Source organism: Streptomyces bikiniensis (genome assembly GCF_000716625.1).
GTDB classification, from domain to species: domain Bacteria; phylum Actinomycetota; class Actinomycetes; order Streptomycetales; family Streptomycetaceae; genus Streptomyces; species Streptomyces bikiniensis.
The window spans coordinates 96,740-121,049 of record NZ_JNXJ01000022.1; the positions used below are offsets into that span (position 1 = coordinate 96,740).

General features: G+C 72.0%; 25 protein-coding genes. 17 read left to right on the forward strand and 8 right to left on the reverse strand.

Features of this window, described 5'->3' with window-relative positions; translation table 11 throughout:
* Positions 1 to 73 precede the first annotated feature (73 nt).
* Entirely contained in the window at positions 74 to 1,021 is a 948-nt protein-coding gene (locus tag OO47_RS18820) for a heme o synthase (protein ID WP_030205146.1), read from the forward strand.
* Between the two features lie 97 nt (positions 1,022 to 1,118).
* On the forward strand, positions 1,119 to 1,463 hold the full coding sequence (locus OO47_RS18825; protein WP_030205143.1) for a hypothetical protein: 345 nt from the start codon (positions 1,119 to 1,121) through the stop codon (positions 1,461 to 1,463).
* A gap of 131 nt (positions 1,464 to 1,594) precedes the next feature.
* Here OO47_RS18825 and OO47_RS18830 read toward each other — a convergent pair whose 3' ends face one another.
* The 3 genes from OO47_RS18830 to OO47_RS18840 form a co-directional block, all read right to left on the reverse strand.
* The gene (locus tag OO47_RS18830; protein ID WP_030205140.1) at positions 1,595 to 2,554 is read right to left on the reverse strand and encodes a COX15/CtaA family protein; all 960 of its coding nucleotides are present in this window, start codon (positions 2,552 to 2,554) and stop codon (positions 1,595 to 1,597) included.
* 90 nt (positions 2,555 to 2,644) lie between these two features.
* Positions 2,645 to 3,433 carry an ABC transporter permease gene (locus OO47_RS18835; RefSeq protein ID WP_030205137.1) on the reverse strand — a complete coding sequence of 263 codons (789 nt, stop codon included), beginning with the start codon at positions 3,431 to 3,433 and terminating at the stop codon, positions 2,645 to 2,647.
* Positions 3,434 to 3,705: 272 nt separating this feature from the next.
* Positions 3,706 to 4,632 (reverse strand): ABC transporter ATP-binding protein, encoded by a 927-nt coding sequence (locus tag OO47_RS18840; RefSeq protein ID WP_030205134.1) that lies wholly within the window; start codon positions 4,630 to 4,632, stop codon positions 3,706 to 3,708.
* A 180-nt stretch (positions 4,633 to 4,812) separates the two neighbouring features.
* Here OO47_RS18840 and OO47_RS18845 point away from each other — a divergent pair, with 180 nt between their 5' ends.
* Genes OO47_RS18845 through OO47_RS18885 form a run of 9 tightly spaced genes read left to right on the forward strand, consistent with a single transcriptional unit; the run spans position 4,813 to position 11,775 of the window.
* Positions 4,813 to 5,538 carry a helix-turn-helix transcriptional regulator gene (locus tag OO47_RS18845; RefSeq protein ID WP_030205132.1) on the forward strand — a complete coding sequence of 242 codons (726 nt, stop codon included), beginning with the start codon at positions 4,813 to 4,815 and terminating at the stop codon, positions 5,536 to 5,538.
* Complete coding sequence (sufB, locus tag OO47_RS18850) at positions 5,535 to 6,950, forward strand: Fe-S cluster assembly protein SufB (RefSeq protein ID WP_030205130.1); 1,416 nt, start codon at positions 5,535 to 5,537, stop codon at positions 6,948 to 6,950. Before OO47_RS18845 ends, sufB begins: the two co-directional genes overlap by 4 nt.
* A gap of 60 nt (positions 6,951 to 7,010) precedes the next feature.
* Positions 7,011 to 8,192, forward strand: coding sequence for a Fe-S cluster assembly protein SufD (sufD, locus tag OO47_RS18855; RefSeq protein ID WP_030205127.1), 1,182 nt, complete (start codon positions 7,011 to 7,013; stop codon positions 8,190 to 8,192).
* Positions 8,192 to 8,509 (forward strand): bifunctional 3-phenylpropionate/cinnamic acid dioxygenase ferredoxin subunit, encoded by a 318-nt coding sequence (locus OO47_RS18860; RefSeq protein WP_030205123.1) that lies wholly within the window; start codon positions 8,192 to 8,194, stop codon positions 8,507 to 8,509. Before sufD ends, OO47_RS18860 begins: the two co-directional genes overlap by 1 nt.
* Before the next feature lie 7 nt (positions 8,510 to 8,516).
* Entirely contained in the window at positions 8,517 to 9,281 is a 765-nt protein-coding gene (sufC, locus tag OO47_RS18865) for a Fe-S cluster assembly ATPase SufC (RefSeq protein ID WP_030205120.1), read from the forward strand.
* Positions 9,278 to 10,546, forward strand: coding sequence for a cysteine desulfurase (locus OO47_RS18870; protein ID WP_030205117.1), 1,269 nt, complete (start codon positions 9,278 to 9,280; stop codon positions 10,544 to 10,546). The genes sufC and OO47_RS18870 overlap by 4 nt, the downstream gene beginning before the upstream one ends.
* Before the next feature lie 9 nt (positions 10,547 to 10,555).
* Entirely contained in the window at positions 10,556 to 11,026 is a 471-nt protein-coding gene (sufU, locus tag OO47_RS18875) for a Fe-S cluster assembly sulfur transfer protein SufU (protein WP_030205114.1), read from the forward strand.
* On the forward strand, positions 11,023 to 11,361 hold the full coding sequence (locus OO47_RS18880) for a metal-sulfur cluster assembly factor (RefSeq protein ID WP_030205112.1): 339 nt from the start codon (positions 11,023 to 11,025) through the stop codon (positions 11,359 to 11,361). The genes sufU and OO47_RS18880 overlap by 4 nt, the downstream gene beginning before the upstream one ends.
* A 48-nt stretch (positions 11,362 to 11,409) precedes the next feature.
* Positions 11,410 to 11,775, forward strand: coding sequence for a VOC family protein (locus OO47_RS18885; protein ID WP_030205110.1), 366 nt, complete (start codon positions 11,410 to 11,412; stop codon positions 11,773 to 11,775).
* Between the two features lie 40 nt (positions 11,776 to 11,815).
* Here the strand turns inward: OO47_RS18885 and OO47_RS18890 are convergent, their stop codons facing one another.
* Complete coding sequence (locus OO47_RS18890; RefSeq protein WP_030205108.1) at positions 11,816 to 12,868, reverse strand: hypothetical protein; 1,053 nt, start codon at positions 12,866 to 12,868, stop codon at positions 11,816 to 11,818.
* Between the two features lie 107 nt (positions 12,869 to 12,975).
* On the opposite strand from OO47_RS18890, the gene OO47_RS18895 reads away from it, so the two are divergent.
* Genes OO47_RS18895 through dapD form a run of 3 tightly spaced genes read left to right on the forward strand, consistent with a single transcriptional unit; the run spans position 12,976 to position 14,941 of the window.
* Positions 12,976 to 13,296: a DMT family transporter gene (locus OO47_RS18895; protein ID WP_030205107.1), complete on the forward strand. Its 321-nt coding sequence runs from the start codon at positions 12,976 to 12,978 to the stop codon at positions 13,294 to 13,296.
* Positions 13,296 to 13,913: a TetR/AcrR family transcriptional regulator gene (locus OO47_RS18900; protein WP_078489733.1), complete on the forward strand. Its 618-nt coding sequence runs from the start codon at positions 13,296 to 13,298 to the stop codon at positions 13,911 to 13,913. The genes OO47_RS18895 and OO47_RS18900 overlap by 1 nt, the downstream gene beginning before the upstream one ends.
* Before the next feature lie 44 nt (positions 13,914 to 13,957).
* Complete coding sequence (gene dapD / locus OO47_RS18905; protein WP_030205103.1) at positions 13,958 to 14,941, forward strand: 2,3,4,5-tetrahydropyridine-2,6-dicarboxylate N-succinyltransferase; 984 nt, start codon at positions 13,958 to 13,960, stop codon at positions 14,939 to 14,941.
* Between the two features lie 38 nt (positions 14,942 to 14,979).
* On the opposite strand, the gene OO47_RS33430 is transcribed toward dapD, so the two are convergent.
* Entirely contained in the window at positions 14,980 to 16,140 is a 1,161-nt protein-coding gene (locus OO47_RS33430) for an outer membrane protein assembly factor BamB family protein (RefSeq protein ID WP_234323225.1), read from the reverse strand.
* Positions 16,141 to 16,535: 395 nt separating this feature from the next.
* On the opposite strand from OO47_RS33430, the gene OO47_RS18915 reads away from it, so the two are divergent.
* Positions 16,536 to 16,745 (forward strand): hypothetical protein, encoded by a 210-nt coding sequence (locus tag OO47_RS18915; protein ID WP_030205100.1) that lies wholly within the window; start codon positions 16,536 to 16,538, stop codon positions 16,743 to 16,745.
* Here the strand turns inward: OO47_RS18915 and dapA are convergent.
* A complete protein-coding gene (gene dapA / locus OO47_RS18920; RefSeq protein WP_030205097.1) occupies positions 16,724 to 17,617 on the reverse strand; it encodes a 4-hydroxy-tetrahydrodipicolinate synthase in 894 nt (297 codons plus the stop codon). The two genes, OO47_RS18915 and dapA, sit on opposite strands and share 22 nt — an antisense overlap.
* A 140-nt stretch (positions 17,618 to 17,757) precedes the next feature.
* On the reverse strand, positions 17,758 to 19,593 hold the full coding sequence (locus tag OO47_RS18925; RefSeq protein ID WP_030205095.1) for an endonuclease/exonuclease/phosphatase family protein: 1,836 nt from the start codon (positions 19,591 to 19,593) through the stop codon (positions 17,758 to 17,760).
* 239 nt (positions 19,594 to 19,832) lie between these two features.
* Here OO47_RS18925 and OO47_RS18930 point away from each other — a divergent pair, with 239 nt between their 5' ends.
* Both OO47_RS18930 and OO47_RS18935 read left to right on the forward strand, forming a co-directional pair.
* Entirely contained in the window at positions 19,833 to 21,293 is a 1,461-nt protein-coding gene (locus OO47_RS18930; protein ID WP_030205092.1) for a hypothetical protein, read from the forward strand.
* Positions 21,294 to 21,558: 265 nt separating this feature from the next.
* On the forward strand, positions 21,559 to 23,001 hold the full coding sequence (locus OO47_RS18935; protein WP_030205089.1) for an alkaline phosphatase PhoX: 1,443 nt from the start codon (positions 21,559 to 21,561) through the stop codon (positions 22,999 to 23,001).
* A 45-nt stretch (positions 23,002 to 23,046) separates the two neighbouring features.
* Here OO47_RS18935 and OO47_RS18940 read toward each other — a convergent pair whose 3' ends face one another.
* Positions 23,047 to 24,285, reverse strand: a complete 1,239-nt coding sequence (locus OO47_RS18940; RefSeq protein ID WP_234323226.1) for a TerD family protein — start codon at positions 24,283 to 24,285, stop codon at positions 23,047 to 23,049.
* Between the last annotated feature and the right edge of the window lie 25 nt (positions 24,286 to 24,310).

The following is a 24,310-nucleotide window of genomic DNA, read 5'->3' on the forward strand; positions in this document are numbered from 1 at the left end:
TGGCGTGGTACGCGCAAGCTTCACCCCGCTTTCATCCGGGGAGCTTGCTGGGATTTCTCTGTCAGGGGTGTGCGTGACGGCCGTCGAGTCCCGACCCGCAGGGGTCGTCTTGACTCCCAGCCCGGGGGGCCATCGGCCGTTCGGGGCCCGCGTCAAGGCATTCGTGGCGCTGACCAAGCCGCGGATCATCGAGCTGCTGCTCATCACGACCGTCCCGGTGATGTTCCTCGCCGAGCAGGGCGTGCCGAACCTCTGGCTGGTGCTCGCCACCTGCTTCGGCGGCTACCTGTCGGCGGGCGGCGCGAACGCGCTGAACATGTACATCGACCGCGACATCGACGCCCTGATGGACCGCACGTCCCAGCGTCCGCTGGTCACCGGCATGGTCTCGCCGCGCGAGGGCCTGGTCTTCGGCCTCACCCTCGCGGTGGTCTCCACCCTCTGGTTCGGCCTGCTGGTCAACTGGCTCTCCGCCTGGCTCTCGCTCGGCGCGCTCCTCTTCTACGTGGTCGTCTACACGATGATCCTGAAGCGGCGGACCGCGCAGAACATCGTCTGGGGCGGCATCGCCGGCTGCATGCCCGTCCTCATCGGCTGGTCCTCGGTCACGAACTCGATGTCCTGGGCCGCCGTCGTCCTCTTCATGGTGATCTTCTTCTGGACGCCGCCGCACTACTGGCCGCTGTCGATGAAGGTCAAGGACGACTACGCGCGCGTGGGCGTCCCCATGCTCCCGGTGATCGCCTCCAACAAGGTCGTCGCCAAGCAGATCGTGGCCTACAGCTGGGTCATGGTCGCCGTCTCGCTGCTCCTCACCCCGCTGGGCTACACGGGCTGGTTCTACACGGCCGTGGCGCTGCTGACCGGCGGCTGGTGGCTCTGGGAGGCGCACGGGCTGCTCAACCGGGCCAAGGAGGGCGCGACGGGCGCCAAGCTCAAGGAGATGCGCCTCTTCCACTGGTCCATCACCTACGTCTCGCTGCTCTTCGTCGCGGTCGCGGTGGACCCCTTCCTCCGCTGACCTCCGCAGGACCGCTCGGCCGACGGCCGGGCCGCGTGGGAAACGCCACGCGGCCCGGCCGTCGCCGTTCGATCTACCCGTCGGTAGCATCCTTGCCATGGCAGACACGCAGGCAGATACGAAGGCAGACACGAAGAAGGACGAGCGCAGGGTCGCCCGGCTCACCAAGCAGATCCGGGCCTTTGCCGAGGAGCACGGCGGCTCCGAGGGACACCTGGAGCACATCGGCCAGGCGGGCACCCGGATCGTCCTCGTCGGCACGGACGGCCTCTGGGGCGACCTGGTCGCCCCGACGTACGCGATCGCCGAGCGGGCGGCCGAGAAGGCCGGCCTGACGCTCCACGAGGAGTTCGACGGCGAGTTCGCCGCGAAGGTCGTCACCGGTCCGTACGAGTGGTCCCGGATGGCGGGCATCCAGATCGGCGGCCCCTCCGACCGCTGAAGCGGCGGACGCTTACGTGAGCACAGGTACGCGTCCGGGCACAGGTACGCGCCCGTACGCGCGCGCGTACGAAAGGGCCCACCGGTTCGCGGGAACCGGTGGGCCCTTCTGCGTGCGCGTACGGGGGAGCCTCAGGCCTTCGCGAGCTCCGGGTCCGCCTGGGCCGGGATCGCCGGCGTGTCCAGCGGGCGCTCGCGCATGCTCAGGGCGAGCCGCACGACCGCGATCCACATCAGCGAGGAGCCGAGCATGTGGGCGCCGACCAGGAGCTCGGGGACCCCGGTGAAGTACTGGACGTAGCCGATGCCGCCCTGGAGGAGCAGCACGACCAGCAGGTCGCGGGCGCGGGCCCTGGTGTCGTCCGGGGCGTCCACCGCGCGCAGGACCAGCCACATCGCGATCGCGAGCGCGCAGACGATCCAGGCGGCGATGGCGTGCAGGTGCGCGGCGTTCGTCCAGTCCCAGGGCATGCGCGGGACGTCGCTGCTGTCGCCGGCGTGCTTGCCGGAGCCGGTCACGGTGGTGCCGAGCGCGATCAGCAGGCCCGAGGTGATCACGATCGTCCAGGACAGCCTGCGGACCGGGCGGGGCACGCGCGGGCGGGGGGCGGCGTCGCCCTCGCCGGTCCGGTGCCAGGTGACGACGGCGACCGTGAGGAGCGCGTTCGCGGCGAGGAAGTGGCCGGCGACCGTCCACGGGTTGAGGCCCATCCACACCGTGATGCCGCCGAGGACGGCGTTGCTCAGCACGATCCAGAACTGGAACCAGGCGAGCCGGGTGAGGCCCCGCCGGCGCGGCTTGACCGAGCGCACGGCGACGATGGACCAGCCGACGGCGGCCGACAGGACGTACGTCAGCAGCCGGTTGCCGAACTCGATGGCGCCGTGGAGGCCCTGCTCGGGCGTGGCGAAGAGGCTGTCGTCCGTGCACTTGGGCCAGGTGTCGCAGCCGAGGCCGGAACCGGTCAGCCGGACCGCGCCGCCCGTGACGATGATGAGCACGCTCATCACGACGGCGGAGAGCGCGGCGCGCCGGAGCGTCCGGGGGGACGGGGTCCAGCGCCGGGCGATGGAGGCGAGGGGGTTCAGCACGGGCCCTATCGTAGGACGGCGCTTGTGCGCGCTTTCACGAGGGGGGCGTATGTGGCCGAACGGAACCTTACGGTTACTCCCCGGGGCGGGTCACTCCCAGCGGAAGAACTTCGCTGCCGCCCCCAGGCCCAGGACCGCCCAGACCGCGAGGACCAGCGCGTCGCCCCACGGCATCGGCGCCCCGCCCTGGAGGACGTCCCGCAGGCCGTCCGAGAGGGCCGCGATCGGCAGCAGGGCGAGCACGTCGCCCGCGGCGCCGAACTTCTCCAGGGGCACGATCACCCCGCCGCCCACCAGGAGCAGCAGGAAGACCAGGTTGGCGGCGGCCAGGGTGGCCTCGGCCCGCAGCGTGCCGGCCATCAGCAGGCCGAGGCCGGAGAAGGCGGCCGTGCCGAGGACCAGGAGCAGCAGCACCGAGAGCGGGTTTCCGTGCGGGGACCAGCCGAGGGCGAGCGCGATCGTCGTCAGGAGCGCGACCTGGAGGACCTCGGTGACCAGGACGGAGAGCGTCTTGGCCGTCAGCAGGGCCCAGCGGGGGAGCGGTGAGGCCCCCAGGCGCTTGAGCACCCCGTACCGGCGCTCGAAACCGGTCGCGATGGCCTGGCCGGTGAAGGCGGTGGACATCACGGCGAGCGCGAGGACGCCGGGGGCGAGGAAGTCGACGGGCTTCCCGGCCCCGGTGTCGACCACGTCGACGGTGGAGAACAGCACCAGGAGCAGTGAGGGGATGATCACCGTCAGGAGCAGCTGCTCGCCGTTGCGCAGCAGCATCCTGGTCTCCAGGGCGGTCTGCGCGGCGATCATCCGCCCGACGGGGGCGGCGCCGGGCCGGGGGGAGTAGGTGCCGGCGGACGTCGGGAGGGGGGTCCCCGTGTTCATGACCTCAGCTCCTTGCCGGTGAGCTCAAGGCTGTGCCGGCCCGGGGGGTGACCCCCGGACCCCCGGCAGGTCTCGTCGGTGGTCCGCTTCATGACCTCAGCTCCTTGCCGGTGAGCTCAAGGCTGTGCCGTCCCGGGGGGCGACCCCCGGACCCCCGGCAGGTCTCGTCGGTGGTCCGCTTCATGACCTCAGCTCCTTGCCGGTGAGCTCAAGGCTGTGCCGACCCGGGGGGCGACCCCCGGACCCCCGGCTGATCTCGTCGGTGGTCCGCTTCATGGCCTCAGCTCCTTGCCGGTGAGCTCAAGAAAAACGTCTTCGAGGGTGTGCCGCTCGACCGAGATCCCGTCCGGCATCACGCCGTTCTGGGCGCACCAGCTGGTGACCGTGGCGAGGAGCTGCGGATCGACGTCGCCGGTGATCCGGTACGTGCCCGGCAGGGTCTCCGCCGCGGCCGTGCCGTCCGGGAGCGCCTTGAGCAGGGAGCCCAGGTCGAGCCCGGGGCGGCCGGTGAAGCGCAGGGTGTTCTCGGCGCCGCCGCGGCACAGCTCCTCGGGGCTGCCCTGGACGGCGATCCGGCCGGCGTCGACGATGGCGACGTCGTCGGCCAGCTCCTCCGCCTCCTGCATGAAGTGCGTGGTGAGGACCGTGGTCACCCCGTCGGCGCGCAGCTCGCGGACCAGGTCCCAGGTGGCGCGCCGGGCCTGCGGGTCGAGCCCGGCGGTGGGCTCGTCCAGGAAGACCAGCTCGGGGCGGCCGACGACGGCCATGGCGAGCGCGAGACGCTGCTGCTGGCCGCCGGAGAGGCGCCGGTAGGTCGTACGGCCGCAGGAGCCGAGGCCGAGGCGCTCGATCAGGGCGTCCACGTCCAGCGGGTGGGCGTGCAGCTTCGCCGTGTGGCGGAGCATCTCGCCGGCGCGGGCGCCGGAGTAGACGCCGCCGGACTGGAGCATGACGCCGATCCGGGGGCGCAGGGCGGCCGCGTCGGCGACCGGGTCGAGGCCGAGGACCCGGACGGTGCCGCCGTCGGGCCTGCGGTAGCCCTCGCAGGTCTCGATCGTGGTGGTCTTGCCGGCCCCGTTGGGGCCGAGGACGGCGGTGACGGTGCCGGCCCGCACGTCGAGGTCGAGGCCGTCGACGGCGGTCTTGTCCCCGTACCGCTTGACCAGGCCGCGGACCTGGACGACGGACTCTTCTCGCATGTCCGGAAGTCTAGAGAGCGCCCGGGGGTCCTCCGGCCGCGGGTCCCGAAGAGTGGTCGAATTCATCCCACGAATGATCGTTTCCGCAGGTCAGGTAAGGCTTACCTGAGTGACGCACGGCACCGTCCGCCCTCCGGGCGCGGCTTGTCACTCCTGGATTAATTACGCAACAATGGTGTTGTGAAAAACGTGGGAGCGGCTCCGGTGGAGGAACTCGCTACCCGGGAGCGCTCCACGCGCAACCGGGTCGCGCGGTCAATCCTCGACCACGGGCCGTCGACCGTCGCCGACCTGGCCGAACGGCTCGGCCTCACCCAGGCCGCCGTCCGCCGCCACCTCGACTCGCTGGTCGCGGAGAACGTCGTCGAGGCGCGCGAGAAGCGCGTCTACGGCAACCGCGGCCGCGGCCGCCCCGCGAAGGTCTTCGCGCTGACCGACTGCGGCCGGGACGCCTTCGACCAGTCGTACGACTCCCTCGCCGTCGAGGCGCTTCGCTGGATCGAGCGCAACGCCGGGGGCGAGGAGGCCGTCGCCGCCTTCGCCCGGGACCGGATCGAGAGCCAGGGCCGGGCGTACCGCGAGGCCGTCGAGGCGGCCGAGCCCGCGCGGCGGACCGAGGCGCTCGCCAAGGCCCTCACCGCGGACGGGTACGCTGCCACTGCGCGGAACGCGCCGGTCGGCGAGCAGCTCTGCCAGCACCACTGCCCGGTCGCCCACGTCGCCGAGCAGTACCCGCAGCTGTGCGAGGCGGAGACGGAGTTCTTCTCCCGCCTCCTGGGAACGCACGTCCAGCGTCTGGCCACCATCGCGCATGGTGACGGCGTCTGCACCACGTTCATCCCGCACGGCACACCACAGACCACCGAATCAGCATCCGCACGTACGGCCGGGAGGAACCCCGCATGACCACCGAGATCAGCCACCCCGAGCTTGAGGGCCTGGGTCGGTACGAGTACGGCTGGGCCGACTCGGACGCGGCCGGTGCCGCCGCCAAGCGCGGTCTGAACGAAGACGTCGTCCGCGACATCTCCGCGAAGAAGAACGAGCCCGAGTGGATGCTGAAGCTGCGTCTCAAGGGTCTGCGGCTCTTCGACAAGAAGCCCATGCCGACCTGGGGCTCCGACCTCTCCGGCATCGACTTCGACAACATCAAGTACTTCGTGCGGTCCACCGAGAAGCAGGCCGAGTCCTGGGAGGACCTGCCGGAGGACATCAAGAACACGTACGACAAGCTCGGCATCCCCGAGGCGGAGAAGCAGCGCCTCGTCGCCGGCGTCGCCGCCCAGTACGAGTCCGAGGTCGTCTACCACCAGATCCGCGAGGACCTGGAGGAGCAGGGCGTGATCTTCGTCGACACCGACACCGCCCTGAAGGAGCACGAGGAGCTCTTCAAGGAGTACTTCGGCACCGTCATCCCGGTCGGCGACAACAAGTTCGCCTCCCTGAACACGGCCGTGTGGTCCGGCGGCTCCTTCATCTACGTGCCGAAGGGCGTGCACGTCGAGATCCCGCTCCAGGCCTACTTCCGCATCAACACGGAGAACATGGGCCAGTTCGAGCGGACGCTGATCATCGTCGACGAGGACGCCTACGTCCACTACGTCGAGGGCTGCACCGCCCCGATCTACTCCTCGGACTCGCTGCACAGCGCCGTGGTCGAGATCGTCGTGAAGAAGGGCGGCCGCTGCCGCTACACGACCATCCAGAACTGGTCGAACAACGTCTACAACCTGGTGACCAAGCGCGCCGTCGCCTACGAGGGCGCCACCATGGAGTGGGTCGACGGCAACATCGGCTCCAAGGTCACCATGAAGTACCCGGCCGTCTACCTCATGGGCGAGCACGCCAAGGGCGAGACCCTGTCCATCGCCTTCGCGGGCGAGGGCCAGCACCAGGACGCCGGCGCCAAGATGGTCCACATGGCCCCGAACACCTCCTCCAACATCGTCTCCAAGTCGGTGGCGCGAGGCGGCGGCCGCACCTCCTACCGCGGTCTCATCGAGATCGGCGAGGGTGCCCCGGGCGCCAAGTCCAACGTGCTCTGCGACGCGCTGCTCGTCGACACCATCTCCCGCTCCGACACGTACCCCTACGTGGACGTGCGCGAGGACGACGTCTCCATGGGCCACGAGGCCACCGTCTCCAAGGTCTCCGAGGACCAGCTCTTCTACCTGATGAGCCGCGGCCTGACCGAGTTCGAGGCCATGGCGATGATCGTCCGCGGCTTCGTCGAGCCCATCGCCAAGGAGCTCCCGATGGAGTACGCCCTGGAGCTCAACCGGCTGATCGAGCTGCAGATGGAAGGCGCGGTCGGCTAAGACCCGCCGCACCAGCAGCGACCGTTTCCACGTACGCAGGAAGAGAGCAACACGACAGCCATGGCTGAGGCTCAGAACATCCCGGCGGGATCCACCACCGCCGGCTCGATCGCGGTGGCCGCCGAGTCCACCGTCGCCACGCGCATGAGCGCGCCCCCGTCCTTCGACGTCGCGGACTTCCCCGTCCCGCACGGCCGCGAGGAGGAGTGGCGGTTCACCCCGCTGGAGCGCCTGCGCGGCCTGCACGACGGCACCGCCGTCGCCTCGGGCGAGGGCGTCAAGGTCGACATCGAGGCCCCCGAGGGCGTCACCGTCGAGACCGTCGGCCGCGACGACGAGCGCCTCGGCAAGGCGGGCAAGCCCGTCGACCGGGTCGCCGCCCAGGCGTACTCCTCGTTCGAGAAGGCCTCGGTCGTCACCGTCGCCAAGGACGCCGTCCTCACCGAGCCGATCCGCATCGCCGTGCACGGCCGGGGCGGCACCGCCTTCGGCCACCAGGTGATCGAGCTCGGCGCCTTCGCCGAGGCCGTCGTGGTCATCGACCACACCGGTGACGCCGTCCTCGCCGCCAACGTCGACTACGTCCTCGGCGACGGCGCCAAGCTCACCGTCGTCTCCGTCCAGGACTGGGACGAGAAGGCCGTCCACGTCGCCCAGCACAACGCGCTCGTCGGCCGCGACGCCTCCTTCAAGTCGGTCGTCGTCACCTTCGGCGGCGACGTCGTCCGCATCCACCCGCGCGTGGCGTACGCGGCCCCCGGCGGCGAGGCCGAGCTCTTCGGCCTGTACTTCACCGACGCGGGCCAGCACCAGGAGCACCGCCTCCTGGTCGACCACAACACCCCGCACTGCAAGTCCAACGTGGCCTACAAGGGCGCGCTGCAGGGCGAGGGCGCGCACGCCGTCTGGATCGGCGACGTGCTCATCCAGGCCGCCGCCGAGGGCACCGACACGTACGAGCTGAACCGGAACCTGGTCCTCACGGACGGCGCCCGGGTCGACTCCGTGCCGAACCTGGAGATCGAGACCGGCGAGATCGCCGGCGCCGGTCACGCCTCCGCCACCGGCCGCTTCGACGACGAGCAGCTCTTCTACCTGATGGCCCGCGGCATCCCGGAGACCGAGGCCCGCCGCCTCGTCGTCCGCGGCTTCTTCGCCGAGCTGGTCCAGCAGATCGGCCTGCCCGACGTCCAGGAGCGCCTGATCGCCAAGATCGAGGCCGAGCTGGAGGCCTCCGTCTGATGGCCTTCGTCCGAGTCTGCGCGCTGAGCGAGCTGGAGACCGACACCCCCAAGCGGGTCGAGGTCGACGGCACGCCGGTGTCGGTCGTGCACACCGAGGGCGAGGTGTTCGCGATCAACGACATCTGCTCGCACGCGAACGTCTCCCTCTCGGAGGGCGAGGTCGAGGACTGCGCCATCGAGTGCTGGCTGCACGGCTCCAGCTTCGACCTGCGCACCGGCAAGCCCTCCGGCCTTCCCGCGACGCGCCCCGTCCCCGTATACCCCGTAAAGATCGAAGGGGACGATGTGCTCGTCTCCGTCACCCAGGAGTCCTGAGTCACCCATGGCTACGCTTGAAATCCACGACCTGCACGTCTCCGTCGAGGCGGAGAACGGCCCCCGCGAGATCCTCAAGGGCGTCGACCTGACCATCAAGCAGGGCGAGACCCACGCCGTCATGGGCCCCAACGGCTCCGGCAAGTCGACCCTGGCGTACTCGCTGGCCGGCCACCCGAAGTACACGGTCACCGGCGGCACCGTCACCCTCGACGGCGAGGACGTCCTGGAGATGTCGGTCGACGAGCGCGCCCGCGCCGGCGTCTTCCTGGCCATGCAGTACCCGGTCGAGGTCCCCGGCGTCTCGGTCTCCAACTTCCTGCGCACCTCCGCCACCGCCGTCCGCGGCGAGGCGCCCAAGCTGCGCACCTGGGTGAAGGAGGTCAAGGAGGCCATGGCGGAGCTCCAGATGGACCCGTCCTTCGCCGAGCGCAACGTCAACGAGGGCTTCTCCGGCGGTGAGAAGAAGCGCCACGAGATCCTCCAGCTGGAGCTCCTCAAGCCGAAGATCGCGATCCTCGACGAGACCGACTCCGGCCTCGACGTCGACGCCCTCCGCATCGTCTCCGAGGGCGTCAACCGCGTCCGCGGGACCGGCGAGGTCGGCACCCTGCTGATCACCCACTACACGCGCATCCTGCGCTACATCAAGCCTGACTTCGTCCACGTGTTCGCGAACGGCCGCATCGCCGAGTCCGGTGGCGCCGAGCTCGCCGACCAGCTGGAGAACGAGGGCTACGACAAGTACGTGAAGGGTGGCGCGTCCGCGTGACTTCTGCCCATCAGGGGCTCTCCGGCCTCCTCGACACCGAGGCGATCCGCAAGGACTTCCCCCTCCTGGATCGCACGGTCCACGACGGCAAGAAGATCGTGTACCTCGACTCCGCGGCGACCTCGCAGAAGCCGCGGCAGGTGCTCGACGCGCTCAACACGTACTACGAGCGCCACAACGCCAATGTCCACCGCGGCGTCTACACGGTCGCCGAGGAGGCGACGGCGCTCTACGAGGGCGCCCGTGACAAGGTCGCGGCCTTCGTCAACGCGCCGAGCCGCGACGAGGTGATCTTCACCAAGAACGCCTCCGAGTCGCTCAACCTCGTGGCCAACATGCTGGGCTGGGCCGACGAGCCCTACCGCGTGGACCACGAGACCGAGATCGCCATCACGGAGATGGAGCACCACTCCAACATCGTGCCGTGGCAGCTGCTCTCGCAGCGCACGGGCGCGAAGCTGAAGTGGTTCGGCCTCACCGACGACGGGCGCCTCGACCTCTCGAACATCGAAGAGGTCATCACCGAGAAGACGAAGATCGTCTCCTTCACCCTGGTCTCGAACCTGCTCGGCACGTTCAACCCGGTCGAGACGATCATCCGCCGCGCCCAGGAGGTCGGTGCGCTCGTCTGCATCGACGCCTCCCAGGCGGCCCCGCACATGGTCCTGGACGTGCAGGCGCTCCAGGCCGACTTCGTGGCCTTCACCGGCCACAAGATGTGCGGTCCGACCGGCATCGGCGTGCTGTGGGGACGGCAGGAGCTCCTGGAGGACCTGCCGCCCTTCCTCGGCGGCGGCGAGATGATCGAGACCGTCTCGATGCACTCCTCGACGTACGCGCCGGCCCCGCACAAGTTCGAGGCGGGCACGCCCCCGATCGCGCAGGCCGTCGGCCTCGGCGCGGCCGTGGACTACCTGTCGGCGATCGGCATGGAGAACATCCAGCGCCACGAGCACGCGATCACCGAGTACGCCGTCCGGCGCCTCCAGGAGGTCCCGGACCTGCGGATCATCGGTCCCACCACGGCCGAGGACCGCGGCGCGGCGATCTCCTTCACGCTCGGCGACATCCACCCGCACGACGTGGGCCAGGTCCTCGACGAGCAGGGCATCGCGGTCCGGGTCGGCCACCACTGCGCGCGGCCGGTCTGCCTCCGCTACGGAATTCCCGCGACCACGCGGGCGTCGTTCTATCTGTACTCCACTCCGGCCGAGGTCGACGCCCTGGTCGAGGGACTGGAGCACGTACGGAACTTCTTCGGCTAGGGGACGCTCGTGAAGCTGGATTCGATGTACCAGGACGTCATCCTGGACCACTACAAGCACCCGCACGGGCGCGGTCTGCGGGACGGCGACGCCGAGGTGCACCACGTCAACCCGACGTGCGGCGACGAGATCACGCTCCGCGTGAAGTACGACGGCTCGCGCGTCGAGGACGTGTCGTACGAGGGACAGGGCTGCTCCATCAGCCAGGCCTCGGCCTCCGTCCTCAACGAGCTGCTCGTCGGCAAGGAGCTGGCCGAGGCGCAGCGGATCCAGGACACCTTCCTGGAGCTGATGCAGTCCAAGGGCCGGATCGAGCCGGACGACGCGATGGAGGAGGTCCTGGAGGACGCGGTCGCGTTCGCCGGGGTCTCCAAGTACCCCGCCCGGGTGAAGTGCGCCCTGCTGAGCTGGATGGCGTGGAAGGACGCGACCGCCCAGGCACTGGGGGGCGACGAGAAGTCCGAGAGGAAGTCGGCATGACCGAGAACGCCGGGGCCACCATGAAGCCGGCCTCCGAAGAAGAAGTCCGCGAGGCGCTGTACGACGTCGTCGACCCCGAGCTGGGCATCGACGTCGTCAACCTGGGCCTGATCTACGGCATCCACATCGACGACTCCAACGTCGCGACGCTGGACATGACCCTGACGTCGGCGGCCTGCCCGCTGACCGACGTGATCGAGGACCAGGCGAAGTCCGCGACGGACGGCATCGTCAGCGAGCTGAAGATCAACTGGGTCTGGATGCCGCCGTGGGGTCCGGAGAAGATCACGGACGACGGGCGCGAGCAGCTGCGCGCGCTCGGCTTCAACGTCTGAGCGGGCTCTTCGCGCGAACGGCCGTGCTCCCCCGACAGGATGGGGAGCATGGCCGTTCGCATGTACCACCTCGCCGTCGACGCGCACGACATCTCCGCCCAGGCCCGCTTCTGGGCCGGGGTCCTGGACTGGAAGGTCCTCTACGAGGACGCGCACGAGGTCGTGATCGGGGCCGACGAGCACGCCCTGCCCGGGATGTGCTTCCTGCCCGTGCCCGAGTCCAAGACGGTCAAGAACCGGCTGCACATCGACCTGACGCCCGACGACCGGGACGCCGAGGTGGAGCGGATCCTCGCCCTCGGGGCCACCCGGATCGACGTCGGGCAGGGCGAGGACGCGACCTGGACGACCCTCGCCGACCCCGAGGGCAACGAGTTCTGCGTGCTGCGGCCGAAGCGGTCGCTCACGGACTGAGCGGACCGGGTTCCGCCGGCGTGCAGTTCCTGTCGGGTCGTCAGGAGCCGTACGCCCGTGCCTCCGCCGTCAGGGCGAGCGCCGGCGCCAGGTTCTCCCGGCGGATGCGCTGGTCGACGTAGAGCAGTCCGGACACCAGCGGCGGGAAGAGCGCGGCGAACACCTGGGCGATCAGCGATCCGACGATCATGACGATCAGCATCGGCGCGACCAGGGCGAGGACCTCCCCGGCCGACTCCGGCGCCGGGCCGTCGTGGAGGGACAGGGGCGCGGCCGCCAGCACGCCGAGCACCTGCTGGAACACCAGGCTGACGACGCTCGTGAGCACGAAGGCCACCAGCAGACCGCCGAAGGTCCGCCACCAGGCGCCGGTCACCAGGTGCCAGGAGCGCCGCAGGGAGGCCATGGGGCCCTGGCGCTCCATCACCGTCACCGTCGGGGCGAAGGCGAGCTTCACCCAGAACCAGGTGCCGAGCGGGAGGAGGATCAGGACGAGGAGCGGAAACAGCAGCAGCGTCGCGGCCGGGCCCGCGTCGTTGGCGATCAGCAGGGTCATCAGGGCGGCGAACACGCCGATGACGAGCAGGAACGGCACCAGCACGATCAGCGTGGTCAGCAGGAGCGTGCCGAGGACCGCGGGCGTCCGCGCCCACGCGCGCCCCCACACGGTCCCGAACGTGAGCCGACCGCCCACGACCGCCTCCTGGATGACGACGGGCACCGCCGCCGACACCACGGCGGTCGCGACCAGCATCCCGAGCACCGCGACCAGCCAGGCGCAGCCGAAGGCGACCATCACCGGGACGAGGTCGTCCGGCGACGCCTCCTGGCCCTCCCGCAGGTCGAACACGCGCGGCACGTGGTCCGCGACGAACAGGTAGCCGACGCCGAACACCGCGCCCACCAGCAGGAGGGCGAAGCCGTAGGCGGCGCCCGTGACGCCCACGAGCTGCTTCCAGTGGCGTCCGAGGGTGGCGAAGGCGGCCGTCAGGACCTCGCTGAGGGCGAGCGGCCGCAGGGGTATCACGCCGGGCTTCGGCGGTGGGGGCGGGGGAGTGTGGCCGTAGCCGTAGGGCCCCGTGGGATAGGTCATGGGCGACACCGTATCGGTCGGCATCCCGAACACCCGTACGGAACGGTACGTGCGTCCGTACGCATCGATGTGTACGGACGTACGCAACGATGTGTACGCTCGTACGCATGGGTTACGGACTGCTGGCGGGCGCCATAGCGGCGGAGATCCTCGCCACCACCTCGATGAAGTACAGCGACGGCTTCAGCAGGCTCTGGCCCTCGCTCGTCACCGGCGTCGGCTACCTGGTCGCCTTCGCGCTCCTGGCGCAGGCGCTCAAGACGCTCCAGGTCGGCACCGCGTACGCCATCTGGTCCGGCGTCGGCACCACCGCCATCGCCGCCATCGGCGTCCTCTTCCTCGGCGAGGCCCTCAGCCTCGCCAAGGTCGCCGGGATCCTCCTCATCGTCGCCGGGGTCGCCGTCCTCAACCTCGGCGGCGCCCACTGATGGCCCGCCCCCGCCGCCACGACCCCGACCGCCGCGACCGCCTCGTGGACGCGGCCCTCCGGGTCGTCGGACGCTCCGGCATCGCCGGGCTGAGCCACCGCGCGGTGGCCGCCGAGGCGGACGTGCCGCTGGGCTCCACCACGTACCACTTCGCCTCCCTCGACGAACTCCTCGTCGCGGCGCTCCGCAGGGCCAACGAGAACTTCGGGTGCCGACTCCGCGAGCGGTCCGCCCTCCTGGGCCCGGACGCCGACCTCGCCGCCGTCCTCGCCCGCTTCCTGGGGGAGTGGCTGGGCGGCGAACGCACCGGCGTGGAGCTGGAGTACGAGCTCTACCTCGCCGCCCTGCGCCGCCCCGCCCTGCGCCCGGTCGCCGCCGAGTGGACCGAGGCCGCCACCGCCGCCCTGGCCCACCGCACCGACCCCGCCACCGCCCGCGCCCTGGTCGCCCTCGTGGACGGCGTCTGCCTCCAGGTCCTGCTCACCGACGGGGAGTACGACGAGGAGTACGCGCGCGCGATGCTGGGCCGCGTCCTGCGCCCCGGCGCCCCGGACGAAGCACCGAAACCCCCTCGTCACGGCTCGTCCGAACCGACGGCGCGCCCGACCGACACCTGAGACCGGTTGGCCCGGGCGGGGGCCCGCCGGTTAGGTTTTCCGTCATGACCACTGCTCCTCGCACCACCGGCGCCGTCGCCGCCGGCCTCGCCACCATCGCCGGCGACGGCACCGTCCTCGACACCTGGTTCCCCGCCCCCGAGCTGACCGACGCGCCCGGCCCCGCCGGCACCGAGCGGCTCGACCCCGACGCGGCCGTCAACGCCCTCGGCGAGGGCGCCGCCAAGGCCCTCGGCGTGGACGCCCGCCGGGGCGTCGAGGTGGTCGCCGTCCGCACCGTCGTCGCCTCGCTGGACGAGAAGCCGCTCGACGCCCACGACGCGTACCTGCGTCTGCACCTGCTCAGCCACCGCCTGGTCAAGCCGCACGGCCAGAGCCTGGACGGCCTCTTCGGCCTCCTCGCCAACGTCGCCTGGACCTCGCTCGGCCCGGTCGCCGTCGAGGACGTCGAGAAGGTCCGGCTCAACGCGCGCGCCGAGGGCCTGCACCTCCAGGTGACCTCGATCGACAAGTTCCCCCGCATGACCGACTACGTCGCGCCCGCCGGGGTCCGGATCGCCGACGCCGACCGCGTCCGCCTCGGCGCCCACCTCGCCGCCGGCACCACCGTCATGCACGAGGGATTCGTCAACTTCAACGCCGGCACCCTCGGCACCTCCATGGTCGAGGGCCGCATCTCCGCCGGCGTCGTCGTCGGCGACGGCTCCGACATCGGCGGCGGCGCCTCCACCATGGGCACCCTCTCCGGCGGCGGCAACGTCGTCATCTCCATCGGTGAGCGCTGCCTGATCGGCGCCGAGGCGGGCGTCGGCATCGCCCTCGGCGACGAGTGCGTCGTCGAGGCCGGCCTGTACGTCACGGCCGGCACCCGGGTCACGATGCCCGACGGCGAGATCGTCAAGGCCCGCGACCTCTCCGGCGCCTCGAACATCCTCTTCCGCCGCAACTCGGTCACCGGCGCCGTCGAGGCCCGCCCGAACAACGCGGTCTGGGGCGGCCTCAACGAGATCCTGCACAGCCACAACTGAGGCCCCGTGAGCGAGCGGCCGCCCTCGTCCGTCCGTCGTCAGATGGCCGGCAGGGCGGTCAGCCGCTTTCCGCGGAGGGCCACGAGGCGCTTGCCCGAGGCCGCCACGTACCACTTGTCGAGCGCGCCCGTGCCGTCGTCGTACGTCCGGCGCAGCCTGCCGTCCCGGGCGTCGAAGGCGAGGATCCCGCCCTCGGGGTCGAGCTCCGTCGCCGCGTGGAGGTTCCCGCCGGCCCCGACGAACTGCCAGGGGTGCGCGACCTCCAGGAGCTCCTCGTCGCGCCGGCGCTCCCTGCCGGTCGACGGGTCCACCGCCCGCAGGACGCGGGCCGGGTCGGAGACGTGGAGCACCCCGTCCAGGACGGCCGGGCCGTGGAAGCGTACGTACGACTCGTCGCCGGCCGGCGACCAGCGCTCCGCGCCGTCGGCCAGGGCGAAGGCGCGCAGCCGCCCGCCGTCGGCGACGACCACCAGGTCCCCGTGGACGGCGATCCGCTCGCCGTTGGAGCGGCCGATCTTCTTCGTCCACACCTGCCGGCCCGTGGCGGTGTCGCGGACCGTCACGTTCTCCCGGAAGTCCGTGTGGACGAGGCGGCGGCCGGAGACGGCGGCGGTGATGCCGAACTCCTGGGTGCCCCGGTCGCGCCGCTCCTGCCGGACCACCTTGCCGGAGGAGATGTCGAGGGCCGCGATCACGTCGTCCTCGACGCCGTGATCCGCCTCCAGGATGCCGGCGAGGACGTAGACCCGCCGCTCGTCGACGGCGATCGTGCGGGGCTGCGCGTACTTCTTCCCGCCGAGCCCGCTGCGCCAGGTCTCCTCGCCGGTGGCCGGGTCGAGGCCGACCACGTCCCCGTCGTACCGGACACTGGCCAGGTACAGCGCGCCGCCGGCGACCAGCAGCTTCGCGCCCGGCACGGCGGCCTTCTCGCGGGACCGGAGCCGCTTGCCGGTGGTGAGGGAGCGGCCCGTCAGCGGATCGCCGGAGACCATGACCACGTCCCCGGAGACGGCCGGCGCGTCCATCGCGCCGAGCGCCCCGAGCGCGGCGCCGTCCTGCCACAGCGGGCGCGGGGCGGTGCCGGGCGGCGGGGTGGTGAAGGCGTCCCCGGAGCGCCCTCGCCGGCCGACGGGTCCTTCCCGTTCCCGCCGGGCGCGGTGGCGTCGGCGGCGGGCTCCTCCGCCGGGCCGCAGCCCCACGCGCCCGCGCCGAGCACCGCCAGGCCGAGACCGGTCCCCGCCAGCCGGACCAGGTGCCCGCGGGGCGGCCCGCGCTCCCCGGCCGTCGTCCCGGCCGCGCCCCCCACGTATCGGCATGCGTCCGCTCCCCTTCCCCGCTCTGTCGCTCCAGGGCCCTCCGTCGTCCCACGGCCGGGTGACCGTCCGGCGCCCGGAGCGGGCCCGGGCTGACCGGGGGACCAGGCGCCGCCCCGGGGCGGTACGCGACGGGGACGGGGCCGTGGAACTCCGGACACCGCCGTGAAGTCCCCGTCACACGGCAACACCCGCGTGACGGGGGCGGCAACCGATTCGGTGACGCTGCGTTATCAGGGCGGGGCGCAGGGCCCCTTACGCAGACGAGGCGAGGAGTCGACATGAGGACGAGGGCCATGGCCACCGGGGTGTTCGCGGCGACGGCGGTCCTGCTGACCGCCGGGTCGGCGGCGGCGGACGAGACGCACCTCCACTCGCACAACGGTCCGCACGTCTCGCTCGTCTCCACGGGCCAGATCGACGACCCCCTGGAGGACGTCCTGGAGCACGCGGCGATCCTCGGGAGGACCTACAGCGCCGACTCCGCCTGAGCCGGTCGCAGCAGCTCCTCGTGGAGCGCGCGCAGCCCGTCGGCCGTCTCCCGGTCGGCGGGCAGCAGCGGCTCCCGGAGCGGGCCGCCGAGGAGGGCCTTCGCGGTCACCGTGCCCGGCAGGCCCGAGGCCGTCATCCGCTCGACGAGCGGCAGCAGCCGGGCGTTGAGCCGGGCCGCCCCGGCGGTGTCGCCCGCGTCGAAGGCGTCGAGCACCGCCCGCAGCTGACGGGGCGCCACGTTCGCCACCGTACTGACGTAGCCGGCGCCGCCCACCGCGTACAGCGGCAGGTTCAGCTCCTCGGAGCCCGAGTAGTACGCGAGGCCGGTCTCCGCGATCAGCCGGGCCGAGCCCAGCAGGTCGTACGCGCAGTCCTTCACCGCCGTGATCCGCGGGTGCGCGGCGAGCCGCCGCATCGTCGCGGGCTCGACGCGGGTCCCGGTGCGGCCGGGGATGTCGTAGACCATCACCGGCAGACCGGTCGCGTCCGCCACCTTCAGGAAGTGCGCCTCGACGGCCTCCTGCGGAGGGCGGCTGTAGTACGGGGTGACGACGAGCAGCCCGTCCGCGCCCGCCTCCTCGGCCGCGCGGGCCAGCCCGGCGGTGTGCGCGGTGTCGGCGGTGCCGACGCCCGCGAGGACCGAGGGGCCGGGGCCGACGGCCTCCCGGACGGCGCGGACGAGCGCGGTCTTCTCGGCGTCGGTGGTGGTCGGGGACTCGCCGGTGGTCCCGTTGAGGACGAGGCCGTCGCAGCCCTCCGTCACGAGCCGGACGGCGAGGGCGCCCGCCGCGTCGAGGTCGAGCGCGCCGCCGGGCGCGAACGGGGTGATCATCGCGCAGAGCGCGCGGCCGAAAGGCGGTGCGGTGGTCATGCCGGAAGTCTGGGCGGGGTGGACGCTGAAGGTCCACTTAGATCTTCTTGGGCGGAAAGGTAAGGGCTGCTGAAGGGTGGGGTTCCGCACCCCCGCGCCGGGGTGCGGCGCGGGGGTGCGGCTCGGGGTGCGGGAGACGCTTACGGGCGGAAGCGCAGGACCTGCGGGTCGTGGTCGCTGTCCTGGTCGGCGAACTCCGCGTTGATGTGGACGCTGTCGTACGCGAAGCGGCGGATTCCCGGGCTGGTCAGGATCTGGTCGAGGACCTGGCTGTTGCCCTGGTAGACGTACGAGTAGCGCTCGCCGCGCGGCAGCGACTTCACCGCCGGGTACAGCGCGCCGCCGTCCGTCAGCGCCTTCGTGGTGCCGGAGAACTCGAAGTCGTTGATGTCGCCGACCACCAGCACGTCGGCCTGCTTCTCGACCGCGAGGAGCTGCTTCACGAAGCCGTTGACGGCCTGGGCCTGGAGCAGGCGCTTCGCCTCGGAGGAACGGTTCGGCGGCTGGTGGTGGGAGACGATCGACTCGTCCCCGCCCTTCGAGCCGAAGTGGTTGGCGATCACGAAGACCGTACGGCCCCGGAAGACGAACTCGCCCGCGAGCGGCTTGCGGCTGTCCGCCCAGGCCGCGTTCGCCGGGTCGATCCGGCCGGGGGAGACGGTCAGCGCCGCGTGCCCCTTGCGGCCGGTGACGCCGGTCGCGGTGGTGGCGTCGCCGCCCGGGCGGTCCGTGAAGGAGACCCGCGCGGGGTTGAAGAGGAAGACCTGACGGATGTTGCCGCCGGGCTCGCCGCCGTCCTTGTTGTTCTCCGGGTCGACCGAGCGCCACTCGTACGCCGGGCCGCCGGCCGCCACGATCGCGTCGGTGAACTTCTTCACCGTCTGACCCGCGCCCACCGTGCCGTCGTTCTTGGCGCCGTTGTCGTCCTGGATCTCCTCCAGGGCGACGACGTCCGGCGAAGCGAGGTTCTCCACGACCGCCTTCGCGAGCGCGTCGAACTTCTCCTGCGGGTCGGTCGGGTCGAGGTTCTCGACGTTGTACGTCGCCACGGCCAGCTCGTTCCGGTGCTGCCGGTCCGTGGTCTCGCGCTCCAGGCCCCGGTCCACGACCGTGCCGAGGGTGCGGGCGGTCAGGGTGTAGCCGCCGTACTGGTTGAAGTCGAGCGGGCCCTCGGTGACGCCGGAGAGCACGTCGCCCACGTTCGCCTTCGGGAACGGCTGCTGGGCGATCGGGACGAGGGACTGGACCTGGAGGCGGCCGGTGTTCTGGTCCTCGTACGAGCCGTAGACCGTGCCGCCGCGCCGGTTGGCGTTCTCCCACGGCTTCACCGTGACCCACAGCTCGGAGTACGGGTCGGTGGCGCCGACCACCCGCGAGGAGCCGATCCGGACGTTGGTGCCCTCCAGGGACTCGTAGTAGTCCAGGGCGTACGTGCGGGGCTTCAGGGTCAGGCCGTTGATCGAGCCGCCCGCGGCCGGGTCGCCCGCCGGGGCGTACGCGCCGGGCACGGACCAGGACGAGATCGTCACCGGTGCCGGCACCGGGTTGCCCTGCGAGAGGACGGTGACGACGGGCTTGGAGAGCTGCGTCAGGGACTGGTTGCCGGAGGCCGGGCCGCCGGGGACGTACTCGGTGACCGTGCCGTTCACGCTCACCGCGTCGCCGACGGCGACGGTCGGGACGGCGCTGGTGAAGACGAACAGGCCCTCGCTGGTGGCCGGGTTCGCGTCGGGGGTGGGGTCCTGGATCCAGAAGCCGCGCGAGCCGTAGGCGCGGACGCCGGTCACGATGCCCGTGACACCGGTGACCTGCTGCCCGACCAGGGGCGAGACGCGGGTCGTGCCCTGGATGTCGTGGATGCGGACACCGGCCCCGTCCTCGGCGGACGCGCTCGCCGAACCGACGAGCAGCCCGGCGGCCAGGGCGGCGGACACGACGGCGGCGACCGCCGCGGATCTCGGTATGGAGGAAGACATCAGGGACTCCGAGGGTGCTTGGAGGAACGGCAGATGGATCTACGCGCGTCAATCTCTTGGCAGGGCACCCCACTTGTCAAGGGTCGACGGGTGTACGAAGGCTGACGGAATCGTGAACCGGCGGACACCCTCCCGGATGCGTCTACGCTGGGACGGTTCTCCGGGGCGGCCCTTCGCGACCGCTCTCCGGGCCCCTTCCATCCGCTCGCCCCCCGTACGCGCCGAGGAGACCCCACCAGATGTCAGCGGACCACCCCACCCTTCCCCCCGTTCGGCTGCGTGCGGACGCGGAGCTGGCGCGGGACGCCCTGGCCGCCCCCCTCCTCGCCGACGCGGCGCGGCTCGCCCGCTGGGCGGGGCCGGACACCCGGGTCGACGCGGGCGGCGAACTCGTCGACGAGCAGCTTCCGGCGGCGGCCGGGGCCCTGGGCCTCCCCGCCGACGAGGAGGGCGAGCTGCGGGCGGGCGACGCCTGGCGGCTCGCGGTCGACACCGGCCTCGTGGAGGTCGAGGACGGCGAGGCGGCCGACGGGGACGGGGAGGACGTCCCCGGACGGGCCGCGCCCGGCGAGAACCTGGCGCTCCTCACCGGCGGTTCGCCCCGGGACGTCCTCGCGCTCTGGCTGGACGGCTTCGACACCGTCTTCGCGGACGCCGTCGCCCCCGTCCTCGACGACCTCGACCGGCTCCTCGACGAGGACGGCGAGATCGACGTCGACGCCCTCGACTGGGACCCCGAGGCCGAGGCCGAGTTCCTGGAGGGCGTGCTCGGCAACCTCTACCTGCTGACCGTCAGCGAGGGCGGGGCCGGCGAGGGCTCGGTGCCGCTGCCCGCGCTCGCCGCGTCGATGGTCGTCCCCGACGACATGGGCGAGCCCACCGACGACGTCCTGGAGCAGGTCTCCGACGCGATGATGCGGCTGGACGAGCAGTTCCGGCTCCTGGAGCCGATCGGGCTCGTGGAGTACCAGCCCCTGGACGAGGCCCTGATGGTCGAGGAGGGCGAGGAGCCCGCCGTCTCCGTGGACGACGAGGACGTCACCCGCTACGGCATGGTCCGGCTCACGCCCCTCGGCCTCTACGGCGTCCGGGCCCGGATGCTGGAGGCCGGTGTCGCCGCGCCCGCCGTCGGCGACCTGGCGGACAAGGGCGCCGACGCCCTCCTCGACGGGATCGCCGGCTACCCGGAGGCCGCGGCCCGGGAGGAGACCGTCGCCTGGCTGGCCGGCCGCGACGCCCTCGGCGCGGCCCGCGAGCTGCTGCACGCCGCCCGCGGCTCCGACCCGGGCTCCCCGCTCCGCCGCCTGCACTGCCAGCAGACGCTCTCCCTGGTGGGCCCGGAGGCGGAGCCCGCCGTGCGGGAGGTCCTGGACGACGCGGAGCTCGGCGGCCTGGCCCGGGTCTGGCTCGCGGAGCGGGGCGCGGCGGACGTGCCCGCGCCGCCGGAGTCGATGATCTTCTGGCTGGCGATCGACACGATCGCGGCCCAGCTCGACGCGGAGGGCGACCTGGAGGAGCTGCAGGAGCTGATCGAGGGCCTCACCGGACGCCACGGCGGCTTCTTCGAGGCGGCCTGGCGGGTGGAGCACCCGGCGACGGCGGAGGTCCTGGAGGCGATGGGGCGGCTGCACCGGGACAAGGGCGTGGCGAAGGAGGCCCGCAAGGCCGCCTTCAAGGCCCGGTCGCGGGCCGGGTCCTGACGCGTACGGCTCCTGACGCGTACGGCTCCTGACGCGTACGGCTTCTGATGCGTACGAGGCCTGACGTGTACGGGTCCTGACGCGTACGAGGCCTGACGCGTACGGCTTCCGACGCGTACGGCTTCTGACACGCACAGGTCCTGACGCGTACGGCGTCCGGCGGTCCAGGGCGCCCGGCGGTGTTCCGGTGGTGTTCAGGCGGTGTTCGCGGAGGCGCGGGAGGGTGGCCCGCGACATCCGGCCACCGCAGGGAGACCCCGCCACCATGCCGCTCAACCGCAGAGAGTTCACGAAGCAGTCCGCCGTCGCCGGTGCGGGGCTCGCCCTCACCGGCGTCGTCGGGGCTCTCGCCACCGCCCCCGAGGCGCTCGCGTCCGACGAGCCCCAGGCGTACGGGGGTGGGCACGGACATGACCACGGACACGGACACGGGCACGGGCTCGGGTACGGGCCCCTGGTCGCCGATCCGGAGGGGATGCTCGCCCTGCCCGCCGGGTTCTCCTACCGCGTCGTCACCCACAGCGGCGTGACCCGCCTGGAGTCCGGCGAGTTCACCCCCTCCAACCACGACGGCACCGCCGCCTTCGCGGGCCCGCGCGGCACCACGTACCTGGTCAACAACCACGAGCTCAAGGGCCCCCGCTCCCAGTGGGACCACCCCGTCCCGCTCACCGAGGGCCTCGTCTACGACCCGGCCGCCGCCGGCGGCTGCACCGTCGTCGAGGTGCACCGCGACGGGACGGTCGCCGAATGGGTGGGCATCGCCGGGACCTCCACCAACTGCGCGGGCGGTCGCACCGACTGGGGCACCTGGCTGACCGGCGAGGAGAACGCCGACCGTGCCGGGGTCAACGGCATGACCAAGGACCACGGCTACGTCTTCGAGGTCGACCCGCGCGACCACCGCGCCAACCGCGACCCGAAGCCGGTCAAGGCCTTCGGCCGCTACGAGCACGAGGCCGTCGTCATCGACCCCGAGCGCGGCCACGCCTACCTCACCGAGGACGCGTCAGGACCCAACGGGCTGCTCTTCCGCTGGGTGCCGCCGAAGGGCTTCCGGCACGGGCGCGGGAGGCTCCGTACCCTCGCCGACGACGCCGGTGTGCTCCAGGCCTTCAAGTGCGTCGACTCCGGGGGCCGCTTCGTGGACGACCTCTCCCGCGCCACCCGGATCGGCACCGTCTACGGCGTGGACTGGGTCGACGTCCCCGACCGCGACGCCCGCACCACCCCCGTCCGCAAGCAGTTCGCGGCCGGGCAGGTCACCCGCGCCCGCAAGCTGGAGGGCATGTGGTGGGCGGACGGCGGCGCCTACGTCGTCTCCTCCTACGCGCGCGCCGAGAGCCCCGGCGCCGCGCACGACGGCCAGGTCTGGTTCTACGACCCGAAGCGCCGCACCCTCACCCTCAAGGTGCTGCTCGGCGTGAACGCGAACCCCGACGAGGACGGCGCCTACGACGGCCCCGACAACATCACCGTCTCCCCGTACGGCGGGCTCGTCATCGCCGAGGACGGCGAGGGGGTCCAGCACCTCTTCGGCGCCACCGACTCCGGCCGCACGTACCCGATCGCCCGCAACGACCTCAACGACAGCGAGTTCACCGGCGTCGTCTTCTCGCCCGACGGCGACACGCTGTTCGCCAACATCCAGGACCCCGGGATCATGGTCGCGATCACCGGTCCCTGGCGCCGCCAGCCCCGCCGCTGAGCACCGACCCGCCGGAGGGGGCTCCCGGGAGCCCCCTCCGGTCGTTCAGAGCGCCTGGGCGGCCGGCTTCACCATGCCCCGGACGGTCCGCGACTTCACGAACTCGCCCATCGCCGTCATCTCCCACTCGCCGGAGAACTGCCGGATCAGCTTCGCCATCATCACGCCGGTCTGCGGCTCGGCGGTGGTCAGGTCGAAGCGGACCAGCTCCTCGCCCGTCGCCGCGTCGAGCAGCCGGCAGTAGGCCTTGGCGACCTCGGTGAACTTCTGGCCGGAGAAGGAGTTGACCGTGAAGACGAGGCCGGAGACCTCGGCGGGCAGCCGGCCCAGGTCGACGGTGATGACCTCGTCGTCGCCCGCGCCCTCGCCGGTCAGGTTGTCGCCGGAGTGCCTGACCGAGCCGTTGAGGATGGTCAGCTTCCCGAAGTAGCAGCTGTCCAGGTGGTTGCGCTGGGGTCCGTACGCGATGACGGACGCGTCCAGGTCGATGTCCTTGCCCCGGTAGGCGGGCTCCCAGCCGAGGCCCATCTTGACCTGGGAGAGCAGCGGACGGCCGCCCTTGACCAGGGACACCGTCTGGTTCTTCTGGAGGCTGACCCGGCCCTTGTCGAGGTTGATCTTGCCGGCACCGGGAGCGGGGGCGGCCGGGGCCGGGGGCGCGACCCGGGGGTCCACCGGGGCGACGGGCGGCGCGGGCGGGGCCGGGGGAGCGGGGGGCGCGGCCTGTGCGGCGGGGGCCGGCGGCGCGGTCTGTGCGGCGGGGGCCGGGGGAGCGGCGGGCTCCTCGTCCACCGAGACGCCGAAGTCGGTCGCGATGCCGGCGAGGCCGTTGGCGTAGCCCTGCCCCACGGCGCGGGCCTTCCACGCGCCGTTGCGCAGGTAGATCTCGACGACCACGAGCGCCGTCTCCGTGGTGAGGCTCGGCGGCGTGAAGGTCGCGAGGGGGCTGCCGTCGTCCGCGTTGCGGATCGTCGCCGTGGGCTCGATGCCCTGGAAGGTCTGGCCCGCGGCGTCCGGGCTCGCCGTGACGACGATCCTCTCGACGCCGGCCGGCAGGGCGCCGGTGTCGACCAGGATCGCGTCGGGCGCGGTCCCGCCGCCGGAGCGGTAGGTGACACCGGGCCCGGCCGGCTGGTTGTAGAAGATGAAGTCGTCGTCCGAGCGCACCTTGCCGTTGGCGCCGAGCAGCAGGCCCGAGACGTCGAGCCGCACCGGGGCGGCGACGTCCACCGCCACGCGCGTGGCGGTGAGAGGGATGTTCGAGCCGGGGGTCATAGCGGTCATGCCAGGGCTAACGATCCGGCCCCCT